General features: G+C 74.4%; 24 protein-coding genes. 6 read left to right on the top strand and 18 right to left on the bottom strand.

All coding sequences use genetic code 11. The annotated features are described in order from the left end of the window. Positions 1-140 precede the first annotated feature (140 nt). The 3 genes from ACZ7IF_RS34090 to ACZ7IF_RS34080 all read right to left on the bottom strand — a co-directional run bounded on the left by ACZ7IF_RS34090 (position 141) and on the right by ACZ7IF_RS34080 (position 7,665). Entirely contained in the window at positions 141-5,102 is a 4,962-nt protein-coding gene (locus ACZ7IF_RS34090; protein ID WP_470979703.1) for a DNA-binding protein, read from the bottom strand. Continuing rightward, positions 5,099-5,959 (bottom strand): DUF4132 domain-containing protein, encoded by an 861-nt coding sequence (locus ACZ7IF_RS34085; protein WP_470979700.1) that lies wholly within the window; start codon positions 5,957-5,959, stop codon positions 5,099-5,101. The genes ACZ7IF_RS34090 and ACZ7IF_RS34085 overlap by 4 nt, the downstream gene beginning before the upstream one ends. A gap of 203 nt (positions 5,960-6,162) precedes the next feature. Further along, on the bottom strand, positions 6,163-7,665 hold the full coding sequence (locus tag ACZ7IF_RS34080; protein WP_470979697.1) for an MFS transporter: 1,503 nt from the start codon (positions 7,663-7,665) through the stop codon (positions 6,163-6,165). Positions 7,666-7,802: 137 nt separating this feature from the next. On the opposite strand from ACZ7IF_RS34080, the gene ACZ7IF_RS34075 reads away from it, so the two are divergent. Further along, positions 7,803-8,249 (top strand): MarR family winged helix-turn-helix transcriptional regulator, encoded by a 447-nt coding sequence (locus ACZ7IF_RS34075; RefSeq protein WP_470979694.1) that lies wholly within the window; start codon positions 7,803-7,805, stop codon positions 8,247-8,249. A gap of 10 nt (positions 8,250-8,259) precedes the next feature. On the opposite strand, the gene ACZ7IF_RS34070 is transcribed toward ACZ7IF_RS34075, so the two are convergent. Next, complete coding sequence (locus ACZ7IF_RS34070) at positions 8,260-8,763, bottom strand: MarR family winged helix-turn-helix transcriptional regulator (RefSeq protein WP_470979691.1); 504 nt, start codon at positions 8,761-8,763, stop codon at positions 8,260-8,262. A gap of 120 nt (positions 8,764-8,883) precedes the next feature. Between ACZ7IF_RS34070 and ACZ7IF_RS34065 the strand changes: the two genes are divergently transcribed. Beyond that, positions 8,884-9,294, top strand: a complete 411-nt coding sequence (locus ACZ7IF_RS34065; protein ID WP_007262362.1) for an organic hydroperoxide resistance protein — start codon at positions 8,884-8,886, stop codon at positions 9,292-9,294. A gap of 18 nt (positions 9,295-9,312) precedes the next feature. On the opposite strand, the gene ACZ7IF_RS34060 is transcribed toward ACZ7IF_RS34065, so the two are convergent. Beyond that, a complete protein-coding gene (locus ACZ7IF_RS34060) occupies positions 9,313-9,732 on the bottom strand; it encodes an LPXTG cell wall anchor domain-containing protein (RefSeq protein ID WP_470979688.1) in 420 nt (139 codons plus the stop codon). Positions 9,733-9,908: 176 nt separating this feature from the next. Here ACZ7IF_RS34060 and ACZ7IF_RS34055 point away from each other — a divergent pair, with 176 nt between their 5' ends. The 3 genes from ACZ7IF_RS34055 to ACZ7IF_RS34045 are packed head-to-tail and all read left to right on the top strand — an operon-like array spanning position 9,909 to position 12,630. Beyond that, complete coding sequence (locus tag ACZ7IF_RS34055) at positions 9,909-11,177, top strand: sensor histidine kinase (RefSeq protein ID WP_470979685.1); 1,269 nt, start codon at positions 9,909-9,911, stop codon at positions 11,175-11,177. Beyond that, the gene (locus tag ACZ7IF_RS34050; protein ID WP_470979682.1) at positions 11,165-11,818 is read left to right on the top strand and encodes a response regulator transcription factor; all 654 of its coding nucleotides are present in this window, start codon (positions 11,165-11,167) and stop codon (positions 11,816-11,818) included. Before ACZ7IF_RS34055 ends, ACZ7IF_RS34050 begins: the two co-directional genes overlap by 13 nt. Then, on the top strand, positions 11,815-12,630 hold the full coding sequence (locus tag ACZ7IF_RS34045; RefSeq protein WP_470979679.1) for a DUF4097 family beta strand repeat-containing protein: 816 nt from the start codon (positions 11,815-11,817) through the stop codon (positions 12,628-12,630). The genes ACZ7IF_RS34050 and ACZ7IF_RS34045 overlap by 4 nt, the downstream gene beginning before the upstream one ends. Before the next feature lie 5 nt (positions 12,631-12,635). On the opposite strand, the gene ACZ7IF_RS34040 is transcribed toward ACZ7IF_RS34045, so the two are convergent. The 11 genes from ACZ7IF_RS34040 to ACZ7IF_RS33990 all read right to left on the bottom strand — a co-directional run bounded on the left by ACZ7IF_RS34040 (position 12,636) and on the right by ACZ7IF_RS33990 (position 22,290). Further along, positions 12,636-13,127, bottom strand: coding sequence for an SDR family NAD(P)-dependent oxidoreductase (locus ACZ7IF_RS34040; RefSeq protein ID WP_470979676.1), 492 nt, complete (start codon positions 13,125-13,127; stop codon positions 12,636-12,638). A 16-nt stretch (positions 13,128-13,143) separates the two neighbouring features. Beyond that, positions 13,144-13,659 (bottom strand): mycothiol transferase, encoded by a 516-nt coding sequence (locus ACZ7IF_RS34035; RefSeq protein WP_470979674.1) that lies wholly within the window; start codon positions 13,657-13,659, stop codon positions 13,144-13,146. Positions 13,660-13,756: 97 nt separating this feature from the next. Next, positions 13,757-14,383 (bottom strand): hypothetical protein, encoded by a 627-nt coding sequence (locus ACZ7IF_RS34030; RefSeq protein ID WP_470979671.1) that lies wholly within the window; start codon positions 14,381-14,383, stop codon positions 13,757-13,759. 97 nt (positions 14,384-14,480) lie between these two features. Further along, positions 14,481-16,550 carry an RICIN domain-containing protein gene (locus tag ACZ7IF_RS34025; RefSeq protein ID WP_470979668.1) on the bottom strand — a complete coding sequence of 690 codons (2,070 nt, stop codon included), beginning with the start codon at positions 16,548-16,550 and terminating at the stop codon, positions 14,481-14,483. Positions 16,551-16,933: 383 nt separating this feature from the next. Further along, entirely contained in the window at positions 16,934-17,266 is a 333-nt protein-coding gene (locus ACZ7IF_RS34020; RefSeq protein ID WP_470979665.1) for a TcmI family type II polyketide cyclase, read from the bottom strand. Positions 17,267-17,312: 46 nt separating this feature from the next. Further along, a complete protein-coding gene (locus tag ACZ7IF_RS34015; RefSeq protein WP_470979662.1) occupies positions 17,313-17,786 on the bottom strand; it encodes an SRPBCC family protein in 474 nt (157 codons plus the stop codon). 1 nt (position 17,787) lies between these two features. Further along, entirely contained in the window at positions 17,788-18,042 is a 255-nt protein-coding gene (locus ACZ7IF_RS34010; RefSeq protein WP_007262353.1) for an acyl carrier protein, read from the bottom strand. A 76-nt stretch (positions 18,043-18,118) separates the two neighbouring features. Further along, on the bottom strand, positions 18,119-19,372 hold the full coding sequence (locus tag ACZ7IF_RS34005) for a beta-ketoacyl synthase N-terminal-like domain-containing protein (protein ID WP_470979658.1): 1,254 nt from the start codon (positions 19,370-19,372) through the stop codon (positions 18,119-18,121). Then, positions 19,369-20,640, bottom strand: a complete 1,272-nt coding sequence (locus tag ACZ7IF_RS34000; RefSeq protein ID WP_470979655.1) for a beta-ketoacyl-[acyl-carrier-protein] synthase family protein — start codon at positions 20,638-20,640, stop codon at positions 19,369-19,371. The genes ACZ7IF_RS34005 and ACZ7IF_RS34000 overlap by 4 nt, the downstream gene beginning before the upstream one ends. Then, the gene (locus ACZ7IF_RS33995; RefSeq protein ID WP_470979652.1) at positions 20,637-21,083 is read right to left on the bottom strand and encodes a cupin domain-containing protein; all 447 of its coding nucleotides are present in this window, start codon (positions 21,081-21,083) and stop codon (positions 20,637-20,639) included. The genes ACZ7IF_RS34000 and ACZ7IF_RS33995 overlap by 4 nt, the downstream gene beginning before the upstream one ends. Before the next feature lie 112 nt (positions 21,084-21,195). After that, positions 21,196-22,290, bottom strand: a complete 1,095-nt coding sequence (locus ACZ7IF_RS33990; RefSeq protein ID WP_470979649.1) for a SchA/CurD-like domain-containing protein — start codon at positions 22,288-22,290, stop codon at positions 21,196-21,198. A gap of 293 nt (positions 22,291-22,583) precedes the next feature. On the opposite strand from ACZ7IF_RS33990, the gene ACZ7IF_RS33985 reads away from it, so the two are divergent. After that, entirely contained in the window at positions 22,584-24,218 is a 1,635-nt protein-coding gene (locus ACZ7IF_RS33985) for an FAD-dependent oxidoreductase (protein WP_470979646.1), read from the top strand. 29 nt (positions 24,219-24,247) lie between these two features. Here ACZ7IF_RS33985 and ACZ7IF_RS33980 read toward each other — a convergent pair whose 3' ends face one another. Both ACZ7IF_RS33980 and ACZ7IF_RS33975 read right to left on the bottom strand, forming a co-directional pair. Further along, positions 24,248-24,457 (bottom strand): acyl-CoA carboxylase subunit epsilon, encoded by a 210-nt coding sequence (locus tag ACZ7IF_RS33980; protein WP_470979644.1) that lies wholly within the window; start codon positions 24,455-24,457, stop codon positions 24,248-24,250. Positions 24,458-24,626: 169 nt separating this feature from the next. Further along, complete coding sequence (locus ACZ7IF_RS33975; RefSeq protein ID WP_470979641.1) at positions 24,627-26,450, bottom strand: glyoxal oxidase; 1,824 nt, start codon at positions 26,448-26,450, stop codon at positions 24,627-24,629. Between the last annotated feature and the right edge of the window lie 228 nt (positions 26,451-26,678).

Below are 26,678 nucleotides of genomic sequence, written 5' to 3'. Positions count from 1 at the left end.
GGCCTTTTCGTGGACGCTCATCAGTTCCCATCCCCTCTGGTGCCAAGAAGTACGGAAGGGGGGCGGGCGGGCCCCGGTGGGGCCGCGCCCCCCCCTCCCCCCCCCCCCCCACCGGATCCGCTCGCCGGAGGGCGGGCGGGTCAGCGCCGGCGGGCGCCGGCGCGCTTCACCTTCAGCTCCTCGAAGCGCGGTACGTCGCCCTCGCGGACCCGCGCCCAGGCCCGGCGGAACAGGTCCGCGGCCGGCTCGGCGGGCACCAGCACGCCCAGCGCCGGATGGCCGCCCGCGGCCAGGGCGTACATGGGCAGCTTCCACGCCTCGACCGGCAGGACCGGTGAGCCGGGCTCGGTCCAGCCGCCGGGCAGGAACAGGGAGCGCCCGGCCCGGGAGCGGACGGCCGCCACCACCAGGTCGGTCGCGGCCAGTTCGGCGCGGGCGGCCTTCATCCGGGCCGGCTTCCAGCCCGTCCAGCGCGCCGTGTTGCGGTCGGTGGGGTCGGGCATCGCCAGCAGCGCCAGGTACAGCGCGGCCGCGTCGGCGCCCAGCCCGTACGCCCCGGACACCTCCGCCACCAGCTCCGGCACGCTGCGCGACGGGTCCTGCGGCCACCAGGTCCCCTCCTTGTCGAGGCCGCCCGCGACGGGCGCCCCGGGGTCGGCGAGCAGTGCGGCGAACGCCGGGTCCTGGACCAGGCGCAGCGCCGTCTCGGCCCCGGAGGGCTGCTGTTCGGTGCCGCGCAGCAGCGGCAGGTACGGGTCGGAGCCGGTCGAGTCCAGCAGCGCGGGGCGCACCGCGGGCCGGGGCTGCGAGTCGTGCGTGGCCAGCACGACCGCGCCGTACCGCTCGTAGCCCTCGCCGCTCTCGGTGGGGGTGCCGGCCGCCTTGCGGAAGTCGGGCAGCCGGATGTAGTGCCCGACGCTGAGCAGCAGTTCGGGGTGGGCCAGGCGCTGGCGCAGCGCGGTGAGCACGGGAGGCAGGCAGGCCCGCAGCGGATGTCCGGCGGGCAGCCGGTGCGCGAGCCAGGCCGTCAGGGCGGCGGCACCCGTCAGCACGCCCGCGTCGAAGGGCTGGGCCACCGGGACGGCGGGCTCCACGTGGTCGCCCTTGACCGTCCACGCGACATCGGTGGACAGCACCTCGGACGCGGCCGCGTCCAGCAGCGCGGGCAGTGCCCGGTGCGGAGCCCAGCCGCCGCGCACGTCCTTGGCGGCCTCGGCGAGCAGCCACTCGGGCACGGGGGTACGGCGGCCCACGCGCTCGTTCCACACCCGCGCGGCGGCGGCCGCGTCCGGGCCGTCCGTCCACAGCCGCGCCGGGTCGGCGGGCAGCAGCGCCGCGACCAGGGCGCGCCGGACCTCCACGCCGAGCTCCTTCAGGTCGTCGCGGGCGTTCACGGCCTCGCCGGCCTTCAGCCGGAGCGTGTCGCGCAGCCCGGCGGGCAGGAAGCCGCGCTCGTACGAGTCCAGGTACGGCAGTCCCGCGAGGACCAACCGGGCCACGGCGGAGGAGACCCCGGTGAGCCGCGCGAACTCCTCGGCGGCCTCCGGGAACCAGGGTGCCGGGCCGCGCTCGGCCGCTTCCTTCAGGAAGGCGGCGGTCCAGTCCGCGCCGCGGCCGCGGTCGCCGGCCGGTTCGGCCGCCCCGGACGCGGTGTAGGGGGCGGGCACGGTGAAGGCGCCCGCCGGGTCGTGCAGCAACGCGTCGAACTCGCGGCCCCGGGGGAACTCCAGGGTCTGCTCGTTGAGGGCGAGCACGGCGCCGCCGCCGAGCGCGAGCACGGCGCGGTGCCGGCTGCCCCGGCCGCGCTCGCGGCCGTCGGCCCCCAGCAGGTGGGCGGTGTCGATCCGCACGCGGACGCGCCGCCACCGCTCGGCCGACGCCCCGGCCGAGGCCAGGCCCAGGGCGTCCACCTCGGCGAGCATCCGCAGCAGCGCCGCCCGCTCCTCCTCGGTGGTCTCGCCGGTGACGACCGCGCGGTAGGCGACCGCCGCGGGGGCGTCCAGGAACAGCCCGGCCCAGGGGAAGGAGGACTGGGCGATCTTCGGCGTGTCCACGTGCAGCAGGCCCGGGACCGCCTCGGCGGCGGTGTCGGCGACGGCCGCCGCCAGGGCGCGCAGGAAGCGGAACGTCCCGTCGGAGTCCCCGCCGAAGTGGCGGTGGTACGGGGTGCCCGTCAGCCCGTGCAGCGCGCGGTCGACCAGCTGGTCGGCCGGACCCCGCTGGACCGGCGGCTTCGGGCGCTCCGGGGCCGGCTTCAGAGCCTCCGCCACCTTGGCGAGGGCCTTGCGCTGGGACAGCGCCGAGCGGAGGGTGTCGACCACCCCGCCGAGCAGCGCGGGCGCGCTGACGGCGGGCAGGGCCGCGCTGACCAGGGCGGGCAGGTCGGTGCGCTTCTCCGCCCGGGCGGCGGCCGCCAGCAGGGCCCCGGCGGCGTGCCCGTCGATCGCGCGCAGCGCCTTCGAACCCTCGGGGTCGCGGGGCCGCAGGCAGTACCAGTAGGCGAGCTTCGGGAGTTCGGTGTGGCCGGTCCAGAAGAGGCCGCCGTTGTGGTCGGAGGTGACCCGGCAGGTGACGGCGCCCTCGGGGTCGGTGAGGGCCAGGGTCCGCCAGTCCCGGGACACGGCGCGCGGCCGGTCGTCCCCGGGGAAGGCGACGGCCGCGCGCGGGAGGGGGCCGCCCTCGCGCACGGTGACGGAGCGCCCGGTGTTGTCGGAGCCGTGCCAGCCCTCGCCCCGGACGTGCACGACACGCCAGCCGAGCAGTCCGTCCACGGGCGTGCCCAGCACGGAACCCTCGACGGCGGGCGTCGGCCGCAGCCAGTTCTGGCCGACGTGGTCGTTCAGTACGCTGCCGCTCGGGTGGCCGTCCAGGGCCTCGGCGAGGAAGCCCGGCAGGGAGCGCCGCCCCAGCACGCCCGTGGCCGGGTCGTACTCGGTCCAGCCCCAGTCGCCCGGACGGCCGCCCTGGTCCCACACCCAGTACGAGGTCCCGTCGGTGATGACCGCCTGCTCGGCGGGCAGCCTGCTGTCGCCCGCGTGCAGCGGGGCGGCGCCGCCGGTGGTGCGGCCGCCGCCGGGCAGCGCCAGGCTGACGTGTTCGGAGCGCACCGACCAGTAGTTGGCGGCGGAGTCCAGGGTGATGACGTCGTCGGGGGCGCTCAGCCAGTAGCCCCGGACCGGGCCGTCGTAGGAGGTCCAGAAGACGAGCAGGTCGCCGTCGGTGTAGTGGAAGCCGTGGTTGTACCGGTCGCCCGGGGGGATCCGCAGGTCGTGGGTGAGCACGGTGGAGTCGGCGCCGATGACCCGGACCTGCGTGGAGTTGGCGACGATGACGTACGGCCAGGCGTCCATCACGGTCAGCGGCGTGCGGCCCCGGCCGGGCGACAGCTCGGTGACGGCGGCCTCCCAGGCCGGCCAGACCAGTTCCTCGAACAGACCGCCCCGCAGGGTGCGGGCCAGGATCTCGCCCAGGTCGGCGGACGCGGCCCGCGACACCTCCTCGGGGGCGAGGGCGAGGGCCTCGGAGGGCAGCCAGGTGAGCCGGCGCAGCGCCTCGGGGAGCTCCGGCAGCGCCGCCGCCGTGGACTCGCCGGCCACCCGGCGGACCCACTCGGCCACCAGCGGGGCGCTGCCGGGGGCCTCGGCGAGGTGCCGCACCGTCCCGCGGTCGGTCGACATGTGGGTGTTGAAGCGGTCCAGGGTGCGCAAGAAGGCCGGACGCATCCGCTCGTCCGCGCACAGCGCCCGCAGGTCGCGCCGCTCGGCCGAACGGGCCCAGCCGTCCAGGCCCAGCGCCTCGTTCGGACCGGGGTCGGCGACGGTCAGGCCGGACGCGAGCAGCAGGTCGAGCAGGTCCACGTCCTGCAGGCCCAGGCGCAGGCCCTCCTCCCGTCCCGGCAGGGCGAGTTCGGCGCGCAGCACGCCGGCGCAGCGGTCGATCAGGGGGAGCAGCGCGGGCAGCGGCGGCGGGGTGCCCCAGCCGGTGTGCCGGGCGGTGTGGAAGCGCTCCAGCCAGCCCGCGGTGCCGTCGGCGCAGCGCTCCTCGGCGGGCAGGTCCGCGTCGGCCAGCCCGGCGGTGGCGCCGGACTCCTCCAGCACCTCCAGCCACAGGCCGGCCAGTTCGCCGGCGTCGCCCCCGCCGGAGGGGGTGATGCCGAGCAGGGTCCCGCGTACCGCGGGGACGCGCTTGGCGAGGGCGACGAGCGCCGTGCGGTGGGCCTTCCACCAGCCGGCCGCGGCGCGCAGGGTGGCGGGCAGCGGCAGCAGCTCGGCGAGGTAGTCCTGCTCGGGCACGCTGCCGGTCAGCCCGGCCGCGCGGGCCAGCCGGCGCAGCTCGACGGCGGCCTGCGCGGACGGCGCGAGCCCGCCCGCGGTGCGGCGTACGCACAGGCGGCGGAAGCGCTCGAAGGCCTGCTCGGGGGAGACCCGCTGGGCCAGCTCCTTGCCGTAGCCGGTGAGCACCTTCACCGGCAGGGCGCCGGCCAGGGCGAACTCCAGGAAGACGGCGTCGAGCCGGTCCTCGTCGACGGCCAGCCCGTAGCGGGCCTCGCTGGTGCGGGCGCGGCCGAACAGCTGTGCCGCGTAGGTGGTGTTCTCGACGGCGAGGAAGACGCGCGCGGCCTGCTCGTAGAAGACGGGCAGGAAGTGCGGGACGGCGGCGGCGAGCCGGTCGGCCAGCTCGTTGCAGGCGTCGAGGGCGGCCTTGGGCTTGGTCTTGGCCTGCCGGGCCAGCCGGTCCAGTTCGGGGACCACGGCCAGCGCGTGGTGTCCGTCCTCGGGGTGGTGCACCAGCACCCACTCCGGGAAGCCGAGCGCCTGGCGCCGGCCGAGGCCGACGACCTGCGGCTCGCCGTCCGGTACGAGGCCCAGGAAGCCGGCGGCGAGGTCCTCGGCGGCGCCGAGCTCGGCCGCGGCGAGGCGGATCACGACGCGCTCGTCCCCGAGGGCCGGGTGGCGGTACGCCCGCGCGGTGAGGGGGACCGCCGAGGCGCCCGCCCCGGTGGTGCCGACGGGCAGGACGGCGCCCGCCGCCAGCAGTCCGGCGCCCTCGCCGGGGGCGCGCCCGGCCGCGCCCGTGGTGTCGGTGGTGTCGGTGGTGCTCACGCTTCGTCCCCGCCCTCTTCGATCCTGCGCCCGGCGTACAGCGCCGCGGCCATCCGCATGCCCTCGGACCAGGCCACCGGTCCGACCTCGCCGAGGCGTACCGCCCGGCCGTCCTCGTCGTGCCAGTTCAGCGCCCCGGTGGCGGTCTCGTCGTCCCAGTAGGGCTCGCCGATCCACACGGCCGCCTCCACGGCCCGGCCCGAGTCGCGCACCTTGCAGGTGGCGTAGCCGCCGGAGACCCGGTAGCCGAGGCTCGTGGCGCGGGCCGCGAGGCCGAACCGGGTGGGGAACACCCCGCCCGCGTAATCGCGCACCTCGGTCGCGGCCGGCTCCAGGTCCCCGGGCTTCTCCCAGGTGGCCCGGTGGATCTGCTCGACCCGCTGGGTGATGTCCAGTTCGGCCGCGAACTCCCGTACGTCGTCCAGGTCGGGCAGCAGCACCGGGTGCGGCAGGGTCACCGTGCGCGGGGAGAGGCGTACGGTCTCGCCGTCGAGATTGACCACCTTCAGCTCGCCGTCGGCGGTGGCGTCGCGCAGGAAGCCCACCTCGTCGGGGTCGCTGTCGGGAACGACCGCGAGATCGCGCAGCGCGGCCTGCCAGGCCTCGTCGGGCCAGACCCGGGCGAGGAGTTCGGTCGGCACCGGAAGCGAGGACACCATCCAGGTGTCCACCTGGGCCGCGCAGGCCGCCCGGTGCCGCTCCAGCCACTCGGCGAGCCGGCGCAGCCGGTCCACCTCGGGGTGGTCGCGCAGCGCCTTCGGCAGTGCCTTCAACTGCCGCCCCTCGGGCCGCCGTACCGCGACCTTCCCCTCCACGAGGGAGATCTCGTACCCCTCGTCCAACGCCAGCCAGCCCATCAGCGCGCGCCCCTCCGCCTGTCCGAAATCGGTCTTGCGCAGCCCGGAACAAGGCGCGAGCGCCCTGCTGAGCTGCGGTATGCGGGGAGACTAGCGAGCCCCACTGACAACGCGGACGGGAGGGTTCCGGGTGAGGGTCGCGGACGTGCCGCTGCCCCCGGTCCGCGGGGACCGGGGGCAGCGGGGGAGAGCTTGACGGGAGGTCAGGCCGCGTCGGCGGTCTCCGCGGCCTTCGACGGCGCGGGGGCCGGGGCGGCCGCCCGGACCACGCGGGGGCCGTGGCCGGATCGCAGGCCGAGCCAGCTGATCAGCGCGACGAGGGCGAACGCGGCGGCGCCGATCCAGAAGGTGAGGGTGAATCCGGACTCGGCCGGCAGCGGCGGGACGCCCTCGGGCAGGTGCTCGACGGTCTTCGACGCCAGGATCGTGGTGACGATGGCGCTGCCGATCGCGCTGCCCGTGGAGCGGGAGATGGAGTTGATCCCGTTGGCGATGCCGCTCTGGTGGTGCGGGACGCTCGACATGATCACCGCGGGCATGGCGGCGTAGCCGAAGCTGACGGCCGCGCCGACGACGAGGCCCGCGCCGATCACGGAGAAGGTGTGGCCGTGGTCGAGCGCCAGCCAGCCGAAGCCGGCGGCGCCGAGCGCGGCGGCCAGGGCGAGCGCGAGGCGGGGGCCGCGGTGGCGCACCAGCTGGCCGCCGACGGGGGAGGCGAGCAGCGAGACGATCGCGCCGGGCAGCAGGAACTGGACGGAGGCGCGCAGGATGGAGGCGTCGAAGCCGTAGCCGGTGAGCTTCTCGGGCATCTGGACGAGGTAGGAGACGCCCAGGAAGTTCGCGAACATGCCGAAGCCGACGAGGATGCCGGCCAGGTTGGCCATCAGCACCGGGCGGTGGACGAACATCTTCATGTCGACGAGCGGCTCGGCGACCTTGCGCTCGACCAGGACCCAGACGGCCGTCATGACGGCGGCCCCTGCGAAGCTGCCCAGGGTGCGGGCGGAGGACCAGCCCCACTCGTGGCCCTGGGAGACGGGCAGCAGGAGCAGCAGCAGGGCGATGCCGAGGGTCAGCGCGCCGAGGAAGTCGGTGCGTCCGCCGGTCTTGTGCCGGGTGGCGGGGACCAGGAACACCACGGCCAGCAGGGCCACGACGGCGAAGCCGGTCGCCATCCAGAAGGCGTTGCGGTAGTCGGCGCCGTCACCGGAGGTCAGCAGGCCGGTGGCGACCAGCGCCAGGCCGCTGCCGAACGCGAGCGTGCCGCTGACCAGCGCCATGGCGCCGGGCAGCTTCTGCGGCCGGACCTCCTCGCGCAGCACGGACAGCGCCAGCGGGAAGATCGCGGTTGCGGCGCCCTGGAGCACCCGGCCCAGGATCAGCAGGGGCAGGGAGGTCGCCAGCGCGGCCACCACGGAACCCGCCACCATCACGCCGAGGACGGCCACCAGAGTGGGCTTCTTGCCGTGCTGGTCGCCGAAGCGACCGAGCAGCGGGGTGAAGACGGCGGCGGAGAGCAGGGTGGCGGTGGTCACCCAGCTGACGTTGGCGGTGGAGGCGCCGAGGTCGTTGCGGATCAGGCCCAGGATCGGTACGGGCAGGGTCTGCATCATCGACACGACCATGGCGGCGAGGCTCAGGGCGAAGACGATGACCGTCTCGTTCCCGTTCCTCGCTTCGGCGGGGGCGGATGCGGCGGAGCTCATGGCGGGGGGACCTTCTCAATGTTTCAGAACGCAGATGTTTTATGTCATCAAGTACTTCGGTGAAGGTAGCCAGAGATACTTAAGGTGGTCAAGTAAAAGGTTGATAATCTCAACGATTCTCGGCTAGGCTCCCGGCCATGAGCACCACCGCCCCGCACCGCCCCACCAAGCTGGAACTGCTGGACCTGCTCGCGGCCATCGGCACCGCCCAGTGGCGCGACTTCGCCGCCGCGGCGGCCCGCCACGGGCTCACCTCCACGCAGGCCAAGGTCCTCGCCCAGCTCGACGGGCCCGTGCCGATGCGCGGCCTGGCAGCCCTGCTCGCCTGTGACGCCTCGAACGTCACCGGGATCGTGGACCGGCTCCAGGCGCGCGGGCTGGTGCGGCGCGAGCCCGCGCCGCGGGACCGCCGGGTCAAGAACGTCGTGGCGACCGACGAGGGCCGCGACGTCATGCGCCGGGTGCGCGAGGAGATGCAGGCCACCCGCGGGGCGCTCGACGTGCTGGACGAGGCGGAGGGTGCGGCCCTCTACGCCCTGCTGGAGCGCCTGCGCCCCGCCATGGAGCGCGACCCCGCCTCCTGATCCCGGCCCGTCAGTCCCGGGGGGCGGCCTCGGCCGACTCGACGGCGGCGTCCAGGGCGGTCGTGAGGCGGCCCAGGCGCTGCTGGAGCTCGCGGATCTCGGCCAGCTCGAACCCGGTCGCCCTCGCGATCCGGCGCGGCACCTCCACGGCCCGCTCGCGCAGGGCCGAGCCCTCCCCGGTGAGCACCGCGTGCACCGACCGCTCGTCCTCGGCGCTGCGCTCGCGCCGGATCAGGCCGGCCGCCTCCAGCCGCTTGAGCAGCGGCGAGAGCGTGCCCGAGTCGAGCCGCAGGTGCTGTCCGAGCTGCTTGACCGGCATCGTGCCGTGCTCCCAGAGCACCAGCATCACCAGGTACTGGGGGTAGGTCAGCCCCAGGTCCTTCAGGACGATCCGGTAGAGGCCCCCGAAGGCGCGGTTCGCGGCGCCCAGCGCGAAGCAGATCTGTCCGTCGAGGCGGAGGAAGTCCTGGTCGCGAAGGGGTTCGCGGAGGATGTCGGCGGGCTGCTCGGTCATGCGCCCCAGTGTACCGGAGCCGACTTGCGAGCCATTGAGTTGTGCACAACTGAATTGTGTGCTCTATTTGTGGTCGAGGGCCGGCCACCGGCCGCCCCGCCCCTGTGAAAGGACCTCCCGATGGACGCGCTGTACACCGCCGTCGCCACCGCCAACGGCCGCGAGGGCCGCGCCGTCAGCTCCGACGGCCAGATCGACCTGCCCCTCGCCATGCCCCCGGCGCTCGGCGGCAACGGCCAGGGCACCAACCCCGAGCAGCTCTTCGCCGCCGGCTACGCCGCCTGCTTCGCCAGCGCCCTCGGCCTGGTCGGCCGGCAGGCGAAGGTCGACACCGGTGACGTGTCCGTCACGGCGGAGGCCTCCATCGGCCAGGACGCCGGCGGCTTCGGCCTCGCCGTCACCCTGCGCGTCGAGCTCCCCGCCCACCTGGAGGGCGAGACCGGCACCCTGCTGGTCAAGCAGGCCCACGAGGTCTGCCCCTACTCCAAGGCCACCCGGGGCAACATCCCCGTCGAGCTCGTCATCGAGTAGCAGCGCTCCGGCCGCCCGTCAGGCGGTGCGCCGCGCGGCCACCACCGCGCAGGCCACCGCCAGCGGCAGCTCCGCGACGAGCGCCATCAGCACCGCCGCGCCCTGCCCGGCCGTACCCGCCGAGGTGGTGACGTCGAGCCAGGCGTCCGCCGCCAGCAGCGCGGCCGTCGCGCCCGCCACCGCCGGGACCCGCGGATCCCCCTTGCGCAGCAGCATCCCCGTCCCGGTCAGGCCGGCGGCCAGCAGCGCGTCGAAGCCGATCCAGGCGGCCGGCCAGTTGGACACCTCCGCCGTCTGCGGCAGCGTCCGCGCCAGCGCCACCATCCACGGCAGCAGCGCCAGCCCGGCCCCGGTGAGCACCGTCGCGAGCCGCGGCGCACGTCCGCGCACTCCCGCGGACCGGGGGCTGGTCTGGAACTGCGGGGCGATGACGGCCATGGCTGCGGGTCTCCTTCCGGTCCGGCGGTCCGTCCGCCGGGCACACCACAACTCTGCTGGCCCGCAAGGAGAAGATCAGTAGCTCCACCGTCCCGACCGGGGGTGGTGCCAGGTACACCCCCGGCCGGATGCCAGGGTGGTGGTGACCCCGTGATCCATCCGCTTACCGTATGGACATGGCAAACCGCGGCGCGCTGAGGCGTACGTACACCTGGATCGCGTCGCACGCCCCCTGGTCGGCGTGGGCCTGGCGCAACACGGCCTTCAGCACGGCCGCGATCCCGCCCGCCCTGCCCCTCGTACTCGGCGCCGTCACCCTCGTCGCCCTCCCCGGCCACAGCTCCCTCCCGCTGCTCCTCGTCCTCGCGCTCCGCCCGCTGCTGACGCTCCTCCAGCGCGGCCGCTTCCGGACGCTGCTCGGCCTGGACGTGCCGCCCGTCGTCCACGAACACCGCTGGGCGACCGTACGCGGACTCGCCGAGCGGCTGCGCTCCGAGTCGACCTGGCGCCAGTACGGCTACCACCTCGTCGTCAGCCCGCTCGCCGCCGCCGGAGCGGCCGTACTCGTCCTCACCTGGGCCGGCGGCGCCGCCGCGGCCTCCGTCTACGCCTGGTACTGGCTGCTCCCCTCCGACGGCGGACTCCCCTCCCCGGGCTGGACGAACCAGTACGACGCCGTCACCGTCATCGGCGTGCTCGCCCTGCTCGCCGCCCCCTGGATGGCGGCGGCCCTCACCCGCCTCGACGCCACCGCCGCGGCCGCCCTCCTCGGCCCCAACCGGGCCCGCGAACTCCAGCGCCGCGTCGAGGTCCTCGCCGAGAGCAGGGCCGGCGTCCTGGACGCCGCCGACCTCGAACGCCGCCGCATCGAACGGGACCTGCACGACGGCGCCCAACAGCGCCTGGTCTCCCTGGCCATGAACCTCGGGATCGCCCGCGCCACCCTCACCGACCTGCCGCCCGAGGCCAGGGCCGTCATCGACGAGGCCCACCGGGAGGCGAAGGAAGCCATCGAGGAACTCGGCAACCTGGTACGGGGCCTGCACCCGGCCGTACTGGAGGACCGGGGCCTGGACGCCGCCCTTTCCGGGATCGCCGCCCGCGCCCCGCTGCCCGTCGGACTCACCGTGGACCTCGCCGAGCGGCCGGGCCCCACCGTCGAGGCCGTCGCCTACTTCGTCGTCTCCGAAGCCCTCGCCAACGTGGCCAAGCACGCCCGGGCGGAACGCTGTTCGGTCGACGTCATCCGCGTCGCGGGCGGCCGCCGGGGCGACCTGCTGCGCGTCGTCGTCACCGACGACGGCGTCGGCGGCGCCGACCCGGCGGGCGGCACCGGACTGACCGGCCTGCGCAAGCGCGTAGGGTCGGTCGACGGAACGATTCTGATCAACAGCCCCCTCGGGGGCCCGACCACCGTCACTGTGGAGCTGCCGTGCGGGCTGTGATCGCCGAGGACTCCGTCCTGCTGCGGATAGGTCTTGTCAAAGTCCTGGAAATGGCCGGATTCGAGGTGGCCGCCGAAACCGGCGACGCCGAAGGCCTGCTGGCCGCCGTCGAGGAACACCGCCCCGACCTCGCGCTCGTGGACGTCCGGATGCCGCCCGGATTCACCGACGAGGGCGTCCGGGCCGCCCTGATGATCCGCAGTCAGCACCCGGGGACGGCGGTGCTGCTGCTCTCCCAGTACGTGGAGGAGCGCTACGCCGCCGACCTGCTGTCCTCCCAGAACGGCGCGGGCATCGGCTACCTGCTCAAGCAGCGCGTCGCCGACGTCGAGGAGTTCATCGACGCCCTGCGGCGCGTCGCGGCCGGCGGCACCGCCCTCGACCCGCAGGTCGTCGCCCAGCTCCTGCTGCGCCGCGGCGGCCCCGACCCGCTGGAGCGGCTCACCCCGCGCGAGCGCGACGTACTGGCCCTCATGGCCGAAGGCCGCTCCAACGCGGCGATCGCCGCCGGACTCGTCGTGAGCGAGAGCGCGGTGGCCAAGCACATCAACAACATCTTCGCCAAGCTCGACCTGCCCCCGGCCGCCGAGGCCCACCGCCGGGTCCTCGCCGTGCTGCGCTTCCTGGACGGCACGCCGTGACCCGTCCCGCCGCCGGGGGCCGCGGGCAGCGCCTCGCCTGGCACACCGCCGCCGCGCTCAGCGCCGTCCTGGTGGTGACGGCGGCCGCCTGGCAGGCGGGGACCGGTGTCGGAGTACGCAGGGGCACGGCCGTCGGGGGCAGCGGCGGCCGGGCGGTGACCGCCGTGGAGGTCGTGGCGGGCTCTTCCGAGGTGGCCGTCACCCCGCGCGGCGACCAGGAGGTCGGCTACCGGGCCGACCTCGCCTGGTCGTTCAAGGAGCCCGTCGTCGAGGAGAGCTGGCTCGGCGACACCCTCAGGCTCACCCCGCACTGCCCCGGCGACTCCCTCACCGTCGCCGCCGGGCTCGGCTGTTCGGTCCGGCTCGCGGTGACCGTGCCCGTCGGGGTCCCGCTGAAGGTCTCCGGCGGATCGGGCCGGATCAGCGTCAGCGGCATGGCCGCGGCGGTCGACGCCGAGACGGGCGCCGGCACGCTGGTCCTGGCCGACCTGCGCGGACCCCTGCGGGCGCGGGTCGGCGACGGCACCCTGCGGGCCACCGGCCTCACCGTCCCGCAGGCCGACATCCGCGCGGGAGCCGGCCGGGCGGACGCCCGCTTCGCGGCACCGCCGGAGCAGGTCACCGCACGCGCCGGGGCCGGCAGCCTGGAGCTCGTCCTGCCCACGGACACCCGCTACCGCGTCAGCTGCCGTGCGGGCGCGGGGCGCTGCGAGGCGGAGGACGCCCTGGACGACCCCTCGGCCGGCCGCGCCCTGGACATCGCCGTCGAGGCGGGCCACGCCAGCGCCGCGTACCGCCCGGCCGGCCCCTGACCGGGTCAGACGATGTGGCGGCCGCTGTCGACGGTGCGGACGTCCCCCGTCGTGCAGGCGGCGTTCACCAGGTAGAGGGCCGCCTCGGCGACGTCCTCCGGGGCGCCCGCGCGCCGCAGCGGGGTGCTGGTCGTGATCCACTCGCGGGAGTTCTCCCAGACCTCCTGCGCCCCGTCGTACCAGGGCGTGTCGATCAGTCCGGGCGCCCTCCCGAGGGCCCGCGTGGCGGACACCGACGAGACGTTGACGATGGAGCCCGCCCCGGACTCCCGCAGGTGGGGGACGGCGGCGGTGATCATCTGCCAGGCGCCGACCACGTTGACGTCGAAGATCTCCCGCCAGGCGGCGGCGTCCGTGCCCTCCAGGTCGTCGAGCGGCACGAAGCGGGTCACACCGGCGTTGTTGACGAGGATGTCGAGCCGGCCGCAGGCGTCGATCGCTGCGCGGACGATCCGCCGCGCGTCCCCGGCGTCGGAGACGTCGCCCTGGACGTACACGGCGTCCGATTTCCCGCTATGCGGATGCGCGCTGGAGGACGCCCCGGACATAGGCGGCCTGGCCCGCGTGCTGGAGGTCGTCCGTCAGGACGCTGACGAGCCGTACGCCCAGGCTGACCGGCGGGTCCCAGCGCTCGTCGACGATCCGTTCGAGGTCGGTGGCGGCCAGGCCCCGCACGAAGCGCAGGCTCTGCTCGTGGACCGCGTCGTAGTAGCCCAGCAGCAGCTCGGGGGAGTCGGCGCGGACCTTGCCGACCTCGGCGGCGGTGTGTCCGAAGCCGATGCCGTCGACGGGCAGCGGCAGGCCGAAGCGGTCGGCCCAGCCGTCCGCCAGCCAGACCTGGTCCAGCCCCGCGACCTCGGCGACGTGGTCGTCCTGCACCCGGGTCAGGTGCCAGACCAGCCAGGCGATCGAGTTCGCCGCCGGGTCGAGCCGGGCGTTCAACTGCTCGGCCGTGAGCCCCTCGACCGCCTCGTGCACCACCTCCCGGATGCGTCCGAAGCCGTCCGCCAGTACCTCCGTGGCCTTCATGTGCAGTCCCCAGCCGTGTCTCTCGTCGTGTACGCCGTCGAGCCGTTCCGGGGACCACCATGCTCGCCCGCCGCCGGGCCGGGCGGGCGACACTCCGTCAGCGACGGGAGCGGCGCAGGAAGATCCCGGCCGCCGCGCCGGCGAGGGCGATCCCGGCCACCCCGGCGGTGGTCCACCAGCCGCCGGACCCGCCGGACCCGCCGGACGGCGCGGGCGTCGGGGAGGCGGGCGGTGCGGCGGCGCCTGCCGGGGCTGTGGGGGCTGTGGGGGCCGAGGGGGTCGAAGCGGGGGGCGCGGAGGGGGCCGGGGCCGACGGTGCCGGGTCCACGGCCGGAACCGCGATCTCCTTGTGGGTGTGTCCGAGCGAGGGGAAGCCCGCGTCGACGGTCACCTTCCACGTGCCGGGCGGCAGCGCCTCGGCCGTGATCCACCCCGCGGCCCGGCCGGCGTCGCGCACCAGCCGCCACGGGCCCTCCGTACGGCTCCCGTCGGGGCTGGCGGCGTTCACGGTGGCGGCCACGGCCTCCTCGACGGCGTCACCGTCGTTCTCCCAGGTGACGTCGGCGGTGACACGGCCGTCCCGCTGACCGGTGATGACCACCTTCAGCGTGTCGCCGTGGGCGTGGGCGGGCCCCGCGGCGCCCATGGCCAGGACGAGGCACAGCAGGGGGAGGGTGAGTGCGGCGAGGGCCAGGGCGGGGAGGTTCGGGAGGTGTCGGCGCATCGGCACGGTGCTCCAGGTGAGGGGAGGTGCGGGAGGGGAAGACGAGGGGCGGGCGGCCGTAGGGGAGTACGGCCGCCCGCCGGTTCGAGGGGCTGGGTCAGCCGGCCTTGCGGGCCGTCCAGACCTGCGCCGGACGGCCGTCCGCGCGCTGGAGGTCGAGCAGCCAGGTCCCGTAGTAGGGCCGGTTGCTGACCGTCAGGGCGAAGCCGCCGCCGGCGTCGGTGATGGTCACCGCGCCGTCGCGGGAGGCCACCCGCCACTGCTGGGCGGCGGAGTTCCCGCAGGGCTGCTGCGCGACCCACATGCCCGCGGCGGGAGCGCCGCCGGGCTGGAGGCACTTGCCGGACGCCGCGGACTTGATCCGTACCGTCCCGTTGCCCGCGTCGTCGAAGTACCACTGCTGCTGCGCGTAGCCGTTGGTCCGGTTGGCGACGAGCACGGTTCCGTCGGCGGTGCGCCCGCCCCACAGCTCGGCGGCCATGCCGCTGCTGCCGTTGCCGAGCACGTAGCGGGTGCCCGGGGTGGTGGCGCCGCCGCCCGTGTCGGCCGTGCGGAACGACGCGGCCTTGCCGGGGCCGCTGTCACGGCCGGAGCCGTCGCGGACCGACACGGCGGCCGTGTACGCGGTGCCGGGCTTCAGGTTGTAGACGCGCAGGGAGGTGGACTGGACCCAGGTCAGGTGCTTGTCGTTCAGCAGCACCTGGTACCAGGCGGCGCCCTCGGCCTTCGGCCAGCTCAGCACCACCGAGTCGGACTGGATCTGGCCCGCCGTCACCGCCGGGGCGCCCGAGGGCTTCTTGGTGGGGGACGGGCTGGGCTTCGCGGTCGGCGACGGGTTCGGGTTCGGGTCCGGGTTGGTACCGCCCCCGCCCGCGTTCCGCATCAGGAACTGGTTGTCGGCGATGTTCCAGTGCGTGGCCAGGTAGCTGCCGGGCTTGGGACTGGTGTGGAAGTAGTCGTCGTGGTTGCAGTCCAGGATGTTCTCGGACGCCTTGTTGGTGCAGATGTTGCGCATCTGCGGGTAGTACGGGGTGTCCGAGTAGCACATGACGTCCCACTCGTCGGTGCAGTGCGCGCCCCGGCTGGTGTTGGGCGCGCTGTTGTTGACCGCGCCCAGGTTGTGGCCGAGTTCGTGCGCGGCGGTGTGGCCGCCCCAGCAGCCCGAGTCGGTACGCCCGTAGGACGGGCCGAAGTTGCTCAGGTTGTTCTGGCCGGGCCGCTCGTCGCCGTTGAAGGTTCCGATGCCGCAGTAGACCTGGGTGTCCGCGAAGATCATGTACTTGCGGTCCCGGCGGTCCAGGCCCTTGCCGGCCAGCGCGTTGTTGGTGGCGCTGAACTCCGAGAGCGCGGAGTCGGGGAGCTCGATGTTGAGCACCGAGGGCGTGCAGTCGGCGGCCGTCACGTAGCGGATGTGCCGGACGCCGCCGGTCTCCTTGGCGCTCGCCGCGTAGATGAGGTCGGCGTCGGCCGCCCACTTGCGGAACGAGGCCACGTACTCGGCGTACCGGTCGCGGCCGGGGCCGTGCACGTACACGACCTGGACGCGGTTGCCGGTGCTGCCGTCGCCGTCGCACTGGACGGTCTGTCCGGCCGGCCCGGCGGCGACCGCCTGGCTCCCGGAGGCCGGCGGGGCCGGGGCCTTGGCGCTCGCGGCGCTGCGGGCGTCGGCGGCGGGCGCGTCCTGAGGACGCCCGCCGCCCTCGCCGGCCGCCGGGTCGGCGCTTGCCGGGGCGGCGGGGTCGGCCGCCGGAGCCTTGGTGCGGACGACGGGCTCGACGTCCTTCTTGATGTCGACGCCCCCGGGGGGAGCGTCGGGCCCGTGGGTGCACAGGCCCGCCTTCGTGCGGTAGACGCCGACGCAGCGGTCGCCCTTCGGGGCCGTCTCCAGCCCGTCGTAGACCATGCCGCGCTCGCCCTCGTTCGCGGGCGCCTTCGCGAGGGGAGCCGGTTCCGCGTCCCGGGCCGGCGCGGCGGCCGGTTCGGCGGCCGCGGCGGGTGCCTCGGCCAGTGCGGTCGTGGTCGCCTCGGCGTCGCCGCCGATGCGGGAGTAGGCGATGCCTCCCGCGAGTACCGCCGCCGACGCCATGGCGGCGGTGAGGAGTATCAGCTTCCGGGGTTTGCGCCGGTGGCCGGGTTTACGGCGCCGGCCGGTGGATCGTGCTGTCATGCGCACCTCAAGTCCATGTCAGGAGAGTGGGTGCGCGGAAGCTTGCCAGATGAGCGGCTCGGAGGATTCGGACAAACGGGAGACCGGTCCGGGAAATCTATCCGTTACCTTGTTGTCTGATTTGATGAACTGTCAATTTGCTTTGAAACCAAGCGAGTTACGCGCGTTGCGAGTCAAAGGTCCAGGCCTTTTCCGGGATCTCGTTATCAAATCGAGATATAAGGTGGAACCTTGTTGACGGGAATTCAGTCAGGTATTCATTCAAAAACTACCTGCCGAATTCCCCCCGTCACGAGCCGTGAAGCGGGCGGGGCCGGCGCGCGCGGCCGTGGGTGCCCAGGCCGCCCCGGAAGGTGCGGCGCCGGCTTGGGCACCCGTACGGACTACCGGGCGGCGTCCCGCTCCCAGAGGTAGAACCGCTGGGCCATCGCGTCCTTCGGACTCCGCCACGTCTTCGGGTCGTGGGGGCTGACGAAGGCCGAGAGCCGCTCGCTCAGGTCGCGGAACTCCGGGTGCCCGGTGACCTGGGCGATGGCCGGACCGGGGTCCCGGTCGGCCTCGATCAGGTGCATGTACACGTCCCCGAACTGGAAGAGACTGCGGCGGCTGACCCCGACCAGGTGGGGCAGCTCACCCGCGTCCGAGGCGGCGAACAGGCCGGCGATGTCGGGCGCCGAACCGGGTGCCATACGGGCCACGATGAGGGCTTGGTGCATCGGGAGGTGTGCCTTTCGACTGGTGGGGACCGGGAAGGAGGAGCCCTCAGCGGCGGCCGGCCGGGGCCTTGCGGCCGCCCCGCTGCTCGATCTTGTCCCGGATGAGTTCCATCTGGATCCGGGAGTTGAGGTTGATGCGGTCGGTCATCCCCGCGTCGTCGATCGGCGCGTCCGGCTTCATCGCGAAGTCCTGGACCCAGCGCATCCGGGTCCCGCCCGGCACCTCGCCGTACTCCCAGTGGATGTCCATGTGCGCGAACGGGCCGGTCTCGACCCGGCGGGCCTTCACCGTCAGGCCCGCGCGGTCCACCGTCCGCTCCGAGACCCAGCTCCACACCACGCCGTTCTCGTCCGGGTGCATGGCGAGCCGGAACCGGGTGGTGTTCCCGGTCTTCTCCAGGATCTCGATCGAGGCGTACTCGCTGAACAGCTTCGGCCAGTTGGGCAGGTCGTTCGTCACGTCCCACACGACGTCGATGGGCGCTTTGACCACGATCTCGTTGTCGGTGTGTCCAGGCATGTCAGGCTCCGGTCATGAGGCTGTTGTTGACGAGGTCGACGAACTCGCGCGGGCTCTTGCAGCGGTCCGCGTCCGTGGGCAGCGCGCGGCCCCGCCGGTTCTCCAGCTCACCGACGATGCCGAGCAGGCCCAGTGAGTCCAGGCCGTAGTCGTCGAACCGGGAGTCCGGGCGGCTCGCCAGCTCCGTGGGGTCGACGGTGATGCCGGCGGTCTTCATGAGCGTCGCCAGCTCTTCCAGGGTCAGTCGGTCGGACATGGTGCCTTCTCTCTTTCCTGCTTCCGGGGGCCGGGCCCTTGGCGCGGCCGGCCCTGACGAACGGGGGTGCCGGTCCCTAGGCTCCGGGTCCGGGCCCCTTGCGGAGGACGAGGGCCGCGTTCGAACCCATCCGGCCCCGGCTCAGCACGAGCGCGGTCCGCAGAGGGGCGACGCGGGCGCTGCCGGTGACCAGGTCGAGGTCGTGGCAGACGTCGAAGACGTTCGGGGTGGGAGGGACGACGCCGTGCTCCAGCGCCAGCACGGCGGCGGCCGCGTCGAGGGTGCCGGCCGCGCAGTACGCCCGCCCGGTACCGGTCTTGGGAGCGGTCACGGGCACCTTCGCCCCGTGCGCGCCGAGCGCCTCCCGGATCGCCCTCGCCTCCGCCGCGTCCGCCTCGGGCGTGCCCAGGGCGTCGGCGAAGACCACGTCCACCTCCTCGGGAGCCAGCCCCGCCTCCCGCAGCGCGCCGCGGATCGCGTGGGCCAGGCCCTCTCCCGACTCCTCCGGCCTGCCCGGCCCGGTGAAGGTGGCGGCGTGCCCGGCCAGCAGGGCCCGCACCGGCGCGCCCCGCCGCTCGGCCGCCGCGGCGTCCTCGACGGTGAACATGGCTCCGCCCTCCGCCGGGACGAAGCCGCAGGCCTTCGCGGTGAACGGCCGGTAGGCGCGCTCCGGGTCCTCGGCGGTGCTGAGCCCCTCGTACCCGAGCTGGCAGACCACCGAGTACGGGGCGAGCGGTGCCTCCGTCGCACCGACCAGCATCGCCCGGCTGCCCTGGCGGATCCCGCGGGCGGCGTGCGCGAAGGCGTCCAGCCCGCCCGCCTCGTCGCTCGCCACCACCCCGCAGGGGCCCTTGAACCCGCGCCGGATGGAGACCTGGCCGGTGCTGGCCGCGTAGAACCAGGCGATCGACTGGTACGGGCCGACGTAGCGGGGGCCCTGCCCCCACAGCCGCTGCAGCTCGCGCTGCCCGAACTCGCCGCCGCCCGAGCCGGCCGCGGTGACGACGCCCACCGCGTACGGATCGTCCTCGTAGTCCGCCCGGCCCAGCCGGGCGTGCTCCAGCGCGAGGTCCGCCGCCGCCAGCGCGTAGTGGCTGAACCGGTCGGTCTGCACGAGGAACCGGTCCTCGACCAGTTCCCCGGGCTCGAAGCCCCGCACCTCGCCGGCGACCCGCACCGGCAGGTGCTCGCACCCCTGCCGGGTCACCCGGTCCAGGACGCTCTCGCCCGCCTGGGTCGCCTTCCAGAAGGCGGCGGCGCCGATCCCGTTGGGCGCGACGACCCCGATGCCCGTGACGGCCACCGGCGCGCCGGCGGTAGGTCTGTTCACGCGCGTACCTCCTTGGGCTGGGACATGACCACGGCGGACTGGAATCCGCCGAAGCCGCTGCCGACGGACAGCACGCTGCGCAGGGTGTGGCTGCGGGCGGTGCGCGGCACGTAGTCCAGGTCGCATTCGGGGTCGGGGGTCTCGTAGTTCGCGGTCGGCGGCACCACCTGGTGCTTCATGGCCAGCACGCAGGCCGCGAGTTCGATCGCCCCGATGGCGCCGAGCGAGTGCCCCACCATGGACTTGATGGAGGTCATCGGCGTCTCGTAGGCGTGGTCGCCGAGCACCCGCTTGACGGCCGCCGTCTCGTGGCGGTCGTTCTGCTTGGTGCCGGAGCCGTGCGCGTTGACGTAGTCGATGTCCCGCGCGTCGATCCTGGCCTGCGCCAGGGCGGTCGATATCGCCCGGGCCATCTCCAGGCCCTCGGTGGTCAGCCCGGTCATGTGGTGGGCGTTGCCGAAGGTGGCGTAGCCGCCTATCTCGCAGTAGACGCGGGCCCCGCGGGCCCGGGCGTGCTCCAGCTCCTCCAGGACCAGCACCGCGCCGCCCTCGCCGAGGACGAACCCGTCCCGGTCGGCGTCGAAGGGGCGGGAGGCGTGCGCCGGGTCCTCGTTGTTCGCCGAGGTCGCCTTGATGGCGTCGAAGCAGGCCACGGTGATGGGGGAGACGGGGGAGTCCGACGCGCCGGCGACGCACACGTCCATCCGGCCCTCCTGGATGGAGTGCACGGCGTACCCGACGGCGTCGAGCCCGGACGTGCAGCCGGTGGAGACGGTCTGTACGGGGCCGCGCGCCCCGGTCTGCTCCGCCACCGCCGAGGCGAGGGTGGCGGGGGTGAACGCGCGGTGCAGGAAGGGGGAGGAGAGGCGGTGGTCCACGTCCCACCACGACCCCCGCTGGCTGACCGCGACGTAGTCGTGCTCCAGCCGGGTGGTACCGCCGACCGCGGTGCCGAGGGAGACGCCCGTGCGCCAGGCGCTCTCGCCGTCGAGCTCCAGCCCGGCGTCGGCCACCGCCTCGCGGGCGGCGACCAGGGCGAACTGGATGTAGCGGTCGGCCCGGGCCGCCTCGTCCTCGGTGAGGCCGTGCTCACAGGGGTCGAAGTCGACCTCGGCGGCTATCCGGGAGCGGAACCCGGACGGGTCGAAGAGGGTGATGCCACGGGTCGCCGTACGCCCGTTGGACAGCAGGTCCCAGAACGCGGCGGTGCCGATGCCGCCCGGGGCGACGACGCCCACCCCGGTGACGGCCACCCGCCGGCGCGTCACGAGACCACCCCGGAGCGCTCCGGCGGACGCTCCGCCCACGCGGTGGCGTCCGGGTTCGGCGCCTCCTCGGTGTCCACGTGCCCGAGTTCCGGGCGCGGGGCGAGCGGGCCGAGGTGGAAGACCATCCGGGCCTCGGTGCCGCCGACGTTGCGGAACCGGTGGCGCATGTTCAGCGGGACCAGCAGGCCCTGGTCGGTGCGCAGCGGGTGGGTCTCGCCGTCGAGGTCGACCTCCAGGGTCCCGGCGACCACGTACACGAACTCCTCGGAGTACGGATGGTAGTGCTCGGCGATCGACTCGCCGGGGGCCATCACCGCCAGGCCCATGAATCCGCTGGTCGAGCCCACCGAGGTCGGGGTGAGCACGGCGCGCAGGTCCCCTCCGCGCCTGCGGTTGGGCTGGGTCTCGCTGAGGTCGACGATGCGCGGCTGATGTCTGGTCATGCTGACTTCCTCCTGGCGGATCGGAGCCTTGGCGTGAGCGTGGGCTGCCGGGTGGTGACGGTGGTGGTGCGGGGGCCGGGTCCGGGGCGTGCCCGGGGCGGGCCCGTCCGGATCAGGACTGCGCCGGGGCCCGGCGGTCGGTGATCAGGTCCATGGGGTGGGGCGCGGCCGGCCCGGTGCCCGGCGCCCCGGCCAGCAGGCGGTTCAGCACCGCCGCCTTGCGGGGCCCCTCGATGCCGAAGCCCGCCGCGAAGCGGCCGTCGGCCGGGCCCTTGACGTCGAGGAGGCGCACCACCACGTCGTCGCGCTGGAAGATGCTGCTGCTCAGCACCGGGGAGGTGGGGACCTTCGCGGCCGTCTCGTCCTGGCGGGCCAGGAAGCGGGCGACGAGCGGGCCGCAGCCCGCCTTCGCCGGGTAGAACAGCGCGTGCCGCGTCACCTCGTCGGGCCGCGGCCCGTGCGCGGCCACGTGGTGGACGGCCGGCAGGCCCGCGCGCATGAAGAACATCCGCGCCGACTCCGGGTCGGACAGGTCCCGGTCCTGCTCCAGATAAGGATTGATGGCCTGTTCGACGGCCCGCACCTCGGGCTGCTCCGACACGTGCCGCAGCGCAGCCGTCAGGTCACCCTGCACCTCCACGCACCGCACGACCCGGTTGCCGTGCATGAACAGGGAGGTGCGCAGGAGCCGGGTGTGGTCGTCGACCCGGGCGGCCGGGGAGGTGTACGAGGAGAGGATCCCGGCGACCTTCTCCTCGCTGCCCGGCTTCACCGTGAAGGTCAGCGCGTGCCGGACGACGCCCTCGCCCAGCCGGGGCGCGCCCTGGAGCCGGCCCGAGGCCCGCTCCGGCGCCTCGTACCGCTTGCCGGTCTCGCGCAGGACGGTGAAGGTCAGCGGCCGCATCGAGCGGGCGCAGGCGCCCAGCGGCTTCACCTGCGCGACGTGCTCCTCGCTGTTCACCCAGGCGAGGTACTGCGGGGCGCTCTCCCACTCGCTGGTGATCAGCCACTGGGAGGGGTTCGCGAAGGACTGGCAGAGCTGGTCGCCGAGGTGGCCCGGCACCGACGCGATGTCGTGGCGCAGTTGTTCGTAGGCGTCGAAGAACCGCTGCTGGGCACCCTCGTGGAGGTCCATCAGCAGGACGACCCGCAGCATGGAGCCGTCGAAGGCGGACTGAGACACCCGTTCGGACAGGGTGGTTGTCATCTGCTCACTCCTTCGTGAGGGCCTGGGACCGGCGCGTGGGCGACTCGGTGCTCGTCGGCGGCGACCGCCGGTGGCGCGGGCCCGGCGGGCCCCGCGCGGGCCTGCGCGGTAGGGAACGGCGGACGGTGTGGCCCAAGTGGGTCCGCCGCTGTCGCTCATCGTCATCCGGCCGGGTACGGATCGCGACATCTCCGGATCAAGCGGGTGACAAGACGCGACTCGCCAGGGCAAGAACCCTGATCGGGGGCATAAGGCGTCCACTGCCCCCCACACGAAACAGGAGTCCGCAGCCGATGGAAGAGCATGCCGATGTCCGCGTACCGGTCCTCGTCGTGGGCGGTTCCCTCGTAGGCCTCTCCACCTCGCTGTTCCTGAGCCGTCACGGCATCAGGCACATGGTGGTCGAGAAGCACGCCGGGACCTCCGTCCACCCGCGCGGACGGGGGATCAACGCCCGGACGATGGAACTGTTCCGGACGGCGGGCGTCGAACCCGCCATCCGAGAGGAGGCTTCCGCGCTGGAGGCCAATCAGGGCATCCTGCAGACCCAGGCCCTCGTCGGCGGCGAGCACAAGTGGCTCATCAAGGCCGTCGACCCCTCCGGGGCGCTGGCCCGCTTCAGCCCGACCGGCTGGTGCCTGTGCAGCCAGAACAACATCGAGCCGGTCCTGGCCGCGCACAGCCGCGCCCAGGGCGCCGACGTGCGCTTCGCCACCGAACTGATGAGCTTCGACCAGGACGCCACGGGAGTGACCGCCCTGGTGAAGAACCGGGAGACCGGCGAGCACATCACCGTGCGCGCCGACTTCCTCATCGCCGCCGACGGCCCGCGCAGCCCCGTCCGGGAGGCGCTCGGCATCCGCCAGACGGGCAACGGCGAGCTCTTCCACAACGTGAGCATCGTCTTCCGCTCGGAGCGCCTCGCCGAAGCCCTCGGCGACCTGCGCTTCATCGTCTGCTACCTGATGCGCCCGGGCGCCGACGGAGCACTGCTGCCCGTGGACAACGAGACCCAGTGGGTCTTCCACGCCCCCTGGCACCCGGAGACGGGCGAGACCCTGGAGGACTTCACCGAGGAACGCTGCGTCACGCAGATCCGCGAGGCCATCGGGCTGCCCGACCTCGACGTGGAGGTCGGCGGCAAGGCCCCCTGGCACGCCGCCGAACGGGTCGCCGAGCAGTACTCCGTCGGCCGGGTCTTCGTGGTGGGCGACGCCGCCCACGAGATGTGCCCGACCGGGGCCTTCGGCTCCAACACCGGCATCCAGGACGCGCACAACCTCGCCTGGAAGATCGCGGCGGTACTGAACGGCTCCGCCGGCCCCCGCCTGCTCGACAGCTACGAGGAGGAACGCCTCCCCGTCGCCCGCGCCACCAGCGAGCGCGCCTCCGCCCGTTCGGCCGAGCACAGCCACCCCGGGTACGTACCCCCGCCCACCATGGGCGGAGGCCCCGGCAGCGGGGTCCTCACCACGGCCATGGGCTACTGCTACCCGAGCGGCGCCGTCCTCGGCGGCGACCCCTCGCGGCCGGTCATCCCGGAGGAGATGCGCCTCAAGGGCGACATCGGCACCAGGGCACCGCACATGTGGCTCACCCGGGCAGGCCGGCGGATCTCGTCGCTGGACCTGTACGAGACCTCGTTCGTGCTGCTCAGCAGCCCGGGCACGCCCTGGCAGGAGGCGGCCGGGCAGGTCGCGCGGGAACTCGGCGCACATCTGGACGCCTACACCGTCGGCTCCGCACCGGACGCCGACCTGGTCCAGCCGGACGGCGCGCCCGGCTGGGACCGGCTCCACGAACTGCCCGCCGACGGCGCGGTCCTCGTACGCCCCGACGGGTTCGTGGCCTGGCGCTCCGAGGGCCCGGCGGCCGACCCGCGCAGGGAGCTCACGGACGCCATGACGCGGCTGCTGCGCCGCTCCTGAGGGCGCTGCCACCGAAGGACGGGGCCCGCTCAGCGGCAGGCCCAGCACCCCGCCCAGCAGCCGTGGCCCGCGGGCCGCGGGGGCGGGCGGTGGTGCGCGCCCCGGCCCGGCCCGGGCCGGGCCTGCGCGGCCCGGCCCGCGAGGCAGGCGACCACCACCGTGATCGCCGCCAGTTCCTCGGGCTGGGCGCTGCCCCGGTGGATCCGGAGCAGGCCGGCTATGGAGACGTCGCTTCCCATCGGTACGGCCTCTCGTCGGGAGACCCCCCTGACCCGGTCCTCCGGGTCCCTCGCGGGCCGGCGGCCCGGGTGCTGACGACGCTACGAGCCCCCCGGCGGCGTGTCGTGCCGGGGGGCCCGCCGCACACCCATCCGGGCGACGCGCCCGGCGAGTGCCCTGGTCAGGCCGTCAGCGCAGGCCGAGCTTCACCCACTTGGCCGTACTGGGCACCCCGCGCGCGTCGAGCAGGAACAGCATGTAGTACCCGGGCGGGGCGTCCGCCGCCGTCGGCGGGGTCCGCAGGCCGACGGTGTCGCCGCGCACCCCGGTGAGCGGCAGCTCCAGGTGCCGCTGGCTGGTGTTGACCGCGTGGGTGACCGTGGTCGGCGCCAGCAGCACGGCCCGCCGGACGGCGGCGGCGGTGGAGCTGCGCACCTCGAAGGCGGCGCCGTGGGCGAGTTCGCCCCGGGGCGCGCGGTCCAGGGCCGGCCGGGCGCCGCCCTTGTGGAGGTACGGGGGCTCGTAGATCTCGATGCTGCCGTCCATCGAGTCCCGGATGTCGGGGTCGTTGGCGATCTGCTGGAGCTCGTCCCCGGTCACCATCACCCGTCCGTCGGGCATCACCAGGGCGTTGGAGTGGTAGCCCCGGGGCAGCCGCTGGGCCGGACCGAGCCGCCAGTGCCCGGTGGCGTCGCGCAGCTCGGTCTGGCGGTACTTGAGGTCGGCCTTGGGGTTGAAGGGGCCGTTGCCGTAGTCGCGGGTGCTCAGCGCCCCGTTGACGGTCAGCAGGGTCGCGTCCGGCAGGATCAGGGTGTCGTCCTGGGTGCGGCCGAAGGCCCGGGGCCGCTCGGTGGTCCACCGGCCGCCCGCGAGCCGGTAGGTGTTGGGATCGTGCGGGTCCCCGCCCAGCACCAGCACGGAGTCCGGCCCGCGCAGCCCCGCGGGGAGCGGTACGGCGGATCCGTAGCCGCGGAAGTCCGCCGGGCGCCGGGGCAGGTCGCGGCGGGTCTCCTTGACCGGGTCGAAGAGCCACTGCTGGTCGGCGTCCCGGCCCAGCCCGTAGATCATGCCGTCGCGCAGCGAGAACAGGTGCGGGTAGTCGTTGCGGAAGGGCGCGTCCGCCTGGAACCGGTCGACCGCGATGTCCAGCGGGATGTCGAACGGCCGCCGGGGCACCGGCAGCCCCTTCGCCGGGAAGCGCTCCACCACCGGGGTGGGGGTGCCCGTACCGCGCTCGGACTGGCCGGACATGATGATCTGGCGGCCGTCGGCGCCGGTGACGGCCGACGGGTACCAGCGGCCCACCGACATGTCCCGGTTGCGGAACCAGTGCTCGGTCCACGGGTCGAAGACGAAGGACAGCTTCGCGCCGCTGCCGCCCTTGCCGCCGGTGTTGCCGCCGAAGACCGCGAGCATCCCGTTGGGCAGGAAGGCGTGCCCGGCGCAGAAGAACGGGGCGGGGCGCGGGGTGTACGTGCCGTCGGGCATCAGCACCGTCGGCGGCCGGACCTCCTTGAAGGCCCGCGCGCCGGTGCCCCTGGAGGGGTCCCAGAGGAAGGCGCGGCCCGCGTTGGTCCGGCCGATCCGGTCGGTGGGGCCGGTCTCCTTGGTGGGGTCGGTCTCGACCCGTTCGAAGGAGAAGAGCAGCACCTTGCCGGTCGGCAGCTGGGCGAGGTGGACCCCGAAGTCGGGGGAGGGGAAGAACTCCGCGAACCTTCCCGACTCCGCCGGGCGGAAGCCCTTGTTGGCCAGCGCCTGCGAATCGGTGAGCGCGGCCAGGCTCGCGGTCCGGGTGGCCTGCGGGTAGCCGTCGGCGCCCCGGGCCGCGCGGCGCCGCTCGGAGTGGGCGAGCGCGTGCTCCTCGCCGATCAGGGCCGCCTCCCCGGCCGTGACCTCGGCGTCGGTGTCCGCGCGGTCGGGGGCCGGCGCGGCCGCGGGGGCCGGCGCCGACAGGAAGACGGCCGCGGCCAGCGCGGCGGCCAGGGCGGCGGACCGGTGTGCTGCTCGGGACATGCGACTCCTCGGTGTGCGACGACCGCCGGGACGGGAGGGACGCCATGCTAGGAGATCAGGTGCATATCACCTCATATGACGCGAGCGGGCTGCCTCGTACGGGTGCCCGCCGCGGCGCCGTCCACCCGTATCGGGACAATCGGCGGCAGTGCGCCCGGCTTCGCACGGGCACGGGGCTTCGGCCACGCGGCGCGGCCGGCGCCTTCGCGCGCCGGCCGGTGACCGGCC

The sequence above is a fragment of the Streptomyces sp. NPDC037421 genome (genome assembly GCF_055602105.1).
Note: the sequence above shows the minus strand (reverse complement) of the source record. Positions and strands in the feature narration are given on the sequence as shown.